Annotated in this window: 4 protein-coding genes and 1 pseudogene; 2 read left to right on the forward strand and 3 right to left on the reverse strand. The window is 59.5% G+C overall.

Features of this window, described 5'->3' with window-relative positions; translation table 11 throughout:
• Positions 1-155, reverse strand: a 155-nt coding sequence (locus IGS51_RS06150; protein WP_367279277.1) for a DNA-3-methyladenine glycosylase, incomplete at its 3' end; no start/stop codon positions are given.
• Between the two features lie 304 nt (positions 156-459).
• On the opposite strand from IGS51_RS06150, the gene IGS51_RS06155 reads away from it, so the two are divergent.
• On the forward strand, positions 460-582 hold the full coding sequence (locus IGS51_RS06155; protein ID WP_267313420.1) for a hypothetical protein: 123 nt from the start codon (positions 460-462) through the stop codon (positions 580-582).
• A gap of 128 nt (positions 583-710) precedes the next feature.
• The gene (locus IGS51_RS06160; protein WP_297077201.1) at positions 711-2,414 is read left to right on the forward strand and encodes an MBL fold metallo-hydrolase; all 1,704 of its coding nucleotides are present in this window, start codon (positions 711-713) and stop codon (positions 2,412-2,414) included.
• Positions 2,415-2,435: 21 nt separating this feature from the next.
• Here IGS51_RS06160 and IGS51_RS06165 read toward each other — a convergent pair.
• Both IGS51_RS06165 and murD read right to left on the reverse strand, forming a co-directional pair.
• Positions 2,436-3,030, reverse strand: a pseudogene (locus IGS51_RS06165) (Uma2 family endonuclease).
• A gap of 194 nt (positions 3,031-3,224) precedes the next feature.
• On the reverse strand, positions 3,225-4,175 hold a 951-nt coding region (gene murD, locus IGS51_RS06170; RefSeq protein WP_297077204.1), incomplete at its 5' end, for a UDP-N-acetylmuramoyl-L-alanine--D-glutamate ligase.

A 4,175-nucleotide genomic window follows, 5' to 3' on the forward strand; every position in this document is an offset into this window, starting at 1 on the left:
TCGCCGGGGGTGTAGGCTTCCGTTTCCACGATCACGCCGCGCAGGATTTCCCCATTGGGCAACTGGCGCACCAGCACACAGCCCAGCAGATCGGGCGCGACCTGGGTGGCGCAGCGGCTCAGCCAGTCGCGGGGAATGACCCCTGGGGATGGGATTGGGGGCTGGGGAGGTATAGAAGCGGGCGATCGCACAGGCAGTTTGTCTCGCACTAACTCGCACTAACACTAACTGGCACTAACCAGATGCTAAACAGATTGAGTAGGATGAAAACAGGCTGGCAAAAACCGGCGGAGCCTGGCTAAGGGTTGCACCACTCAGCGGAGGGTCTGGGGCAAACGGAGGGCTTGGGGCAAACGGGCGTGCCTCCCCAACCCAGCAAGCAACCTTAAACAAACTCTAACAACCCTTGATTTCATTCGTCTCAGCCTTATACTAGACCGCAAACGAGGTTTCAAAAAAATGGACGTTAAACTCATTCTTCTGGGAATTACGCCGGTCTTTATTGCGGCCTGTCTCTTCTTCGGCACCCGCAACGGTTTCTACGATTCAGACAACTATCACGGCAACGGCTCTGCACACTAGCACACTAAGTCGCACCCTGACTGCACTCTCGGAGCGCTGCTCCCGCTCTCTTGGCTCCCCCCAGCCCCGCACGTTGCCTGGCCGCGTTGCGGTTTCCTCATGAGCAAGAAACGCGACCCGCTGAAGCCGTGACTGAACTTGAATGCTTGCCCTATGGTGTAGGAAACACCGATGAAGGGGTCTGTCTGCTGGTTCGGATGGGGCCTCATCGGATTCTGTTGGACTGTGGACTAGAACAGATTGACGCGCTGACGGCAGAAGCAGAGCCGCCTGCGGATTTGGTGCTGTGTACTCACGCCCACGGCGACCATGCGCGGGGATTGCTGGCGCTGCATCGGGCATTTCCTCATTTGCCCGTGTATGCCAGCGAGGTGACGGCCCAACTGCTGCCGCTGAACTGGCTGGATGAACCAGACGTGCCAGACTTTTGCCATGCGCTGCCCTGGCGATCGCCCGTCGAATTTGCCGACGGCCTCAGCGCTGAACTGATTCCTGCTGGACACCTGCCGGGGGCCGCAGCGCTCCTGCTCACCTACGCCACCTCGGAGCGCACCTACACCGTCTTCTATACGGGCGATTTTCTGCTGTCCAACTCGCGGCTGGCGGAAGGGCTGCCGCTGGAAGAGATGCGCGGACTGAAGCCCGACGTGCTGATTGCCGAGGGCAGCTATGGCACAGCCCGCTTTCCTCACCGCCGCCAGCAGGAAAACCAGCTTGCAGAGCGCATCCATCAGGCGATCGCCGCTTCGCAATCCGTCCTGTTTCCCGTGCCTACGCTGGGACTGGGGCAGGAACTGCTGATCCTCCTCCGCAGCCATCACCACTTCACCGGACGGGCGATCGACATCTGGGTAGACGAGCGCATTGCCGCCGGATGCGATGCCTATTTGGAACTGCTGCATCACTTCCCCAGCAGTGTACAAAACTTTGCGCGACACCAGTCCCTATTTTGGGATGAACGCATTCGCCCCCATGTGCGACGGCTGCCGCTCGATCCGGGGCTGCGGCAAATCGCCCTGTCGGGCCCCACGCCTGCCATCGTGCTGACTCACTACGACACCGAACTCAGCCAATACGTCCACGCTAGCCTGCTGCCCTGGCTATTGCTCGTGCCCCAGCAGCCGGGCCGCGAGGGGGCGATCGACGCACTTACCGAGCAGCGAATTCAAGCCTCCAAATCGCTGCGATCGCTCCTCAAATCGGGTCGCCTCACGCTCGACACCTACCTGCTAGGCGAACACTGCGACGGCATCGGCACCACCCAACTGATCCACAACCTGCGGCCCCAGCACGTCGTTCTGGTGCATGGCCCGTCCAACTATCTGGCTGACCTGGCCAGCCTGGAGGAGCTGCAAAACCGCTATCACCTGCACACGCCGCTGGCCGGAATGCGCGTCGATCTGCCTGTGGGCGAAACTTTTCTTCAGCCCGCCGCGCCCGAAACGCAGTATGAAGGCGAACTGACCGAGTACGAAGACGGCGCACTGGTGACGCTGCCCCCGGTGCTGCTCACCGACCCGCGCTGGCAGTCCTTTGCTGACACGGGCATCGTGGAAGTGCGCTGGCAGGGCGACAGCCTGGTGCTGCGGGGCGTGTCTCAGCGAGAGTTGTTGAATCGCGGCGACGAGCCAGACATTTTGCCAGGAACCGAATGCTGCGGCAACTGCATCCACTATCGGGGGCAGCGCTGCTGGAGCCAGGCCTCATCCCTCTTTGGCTTCAAAGTCACACCAGAAGGCTATTGTCCTGCATTCAGCCCGGTGCCGCCCGATCCCGATGCAGAACCAATGGATTTTTCCACGAACCCCATCGAGCGAGAACCCGATGAGTAGAGGAAGTTGCAGAGGGATTACTCAGCCATCGGCTCTAGAGCCAAAGATTTGTGCGCTGGTGATTTGCACGTCAGGGAATTGGGGCGATCGCACGACCTCCTCTCCCTGAAAGCGTTCTACCTGGGAATAGGTAGTCTCCAGCAGCGTCAGAACCGTGACCGCGTTGTCCTGTGAATCGACAATCCAATACTCAGGAATGCCGATGTCCTGATATTGCGATCGCTTGGCAATGTAATCGCGATCGCGCTGCAAGTCTCCGGGGCTGACGACTTCCACCACCAGCAGCGGCGGAGCCATGTTCAGCCGAGTCGTGTTGCGGCTTTTGAGAAGCTGAATGTGTTCTTCTCGAAGAATGGTGAGGTCGGGATAGCGATTTTTAGGCTCCCCGCGCACTTCCAGTTCCAGCCCGTGCCCGCGGACTCGATCTGTGCCCAGGAGTATTGCAAACGCGAGAAAAAGCCGATTCGCAATTTGAACGTTTTCTCCGGACTCTGGCGGCACTTCGACTAGCTCTCCATTAAATAGTTCATACAAATAGTTCATACAAATTCTCTGTCTCGTCGTGATAAGACAGATACTCTTCAAAGCTGAGAAACCGGGGCCGGGTTTGAATCATGGATTGTAAGCGGCAGGGAGCAAATCGATCCTGGCTTCATTTTAGGTCCTGTCTAAATCTGCCAGGACTCTCTTGAATAAACGACGGGGCTTGGGGGGCGATCGCCAAGCCAGACACCGGGCTTTTAGCGTTCAAAATAGTCGCGATTATCAAGTCAGCGTCCCCCATGTCATCTAGTGATGATCTAACCAGAGCTACAGCGCCAGACACAGCGTGCGGAAGTGGTCGCCCCGCGCCTCGAAGTTGGGGTATTGATCAAAGCTGGCGCAGGCGGGCGAAAACAGGACAGTGCGGAGTCCGGTCTGGGCATTCAGCGCTTGACCCAGTTCGGCGCTGCGCTCTACGGCGCGATCCAGCGTTTCGACGATTTCGTAGTCCGAGTAGCCAATACTGTCCAGGCGTTTTGCAAAGGCTTCGGCGGCGCTGCCAATGAGCAAAACGGCGGCGGCTTTTTGCTGAATCGTGGATAGCCATGCGGTGTCGTCGCCGTCTTTGGCTTCGCCGCCTGCAATCAGGATGGCGGGCGCGGGCACGGCTGCCAGTCCCACCTGGGCCGCGTCATAGTTGGTGGCTTTGCTGTCGTTGATAAAGTCGATGCCCCGCCAGGTGCAGATGTGTTCTAGGCGGTGGGGCACGCCGGGAAAGGTTTCAACCGCGTGGGCGATCGCCCCCTTCTCGATACCCGCCAGCCGTGCCGCCAGCACCGCCATCAGCAGGTTTTGGGTGTTGTGGGGGCCTACCATGTTCAGCGCGTCTATGGGAACGATGCGTTCTCCCAGGGCGATCGCCCAGCCGTCTTCTACATAGGCTCCCCGCGTGGGATCGCCCAGCAGATGCGCCTTGCCCGCCGCGCTCGTCCAGCAGGCGTTGGGCCAGCGGTCGGCGGTGTTGCGGAGGTAGGGGTCATCGCCGTTGAAAATTTGCAGGGGCGATCGCGCCAGCAGCGAAGCCTTGATGCTGGAGTAGTTCTCTAGCGTATAGTGGCGGCTGAGGTGGTCGGGCGTGAAGGTTGTCCACAGGGCAATGCGCGGCGCGAGGCTGGAGGAAGACTCGATCTGGTAGCTGCTGATTTCGGCGATGATCCAGTCGGGGGAGTTTAGAGTTTGGAGTTTGGAGTTTGGAGTTTGGGAAAAGGGGGAAGGGGG

Source organism: Thermoleptolyngbya sp. M55_K2018_002 (assembly GCF_015295965.1).
Lineage (GTDB): Bacteria > Cyanobacteriota > Cyanobacteriia > Elainellales > Elainellaceae > Thermoleptolyngbya > Thermoleptolyngbya sichuanensis.

Coding starts and splice junctions, on each gene's coding strand:
- IGS51_RS06155 (WP_267313420.1), top strand. CDS start 460: ATGGACGTTAAACTCATTCTTCTGGGAATTACGCCGGTCTTTATTGCG.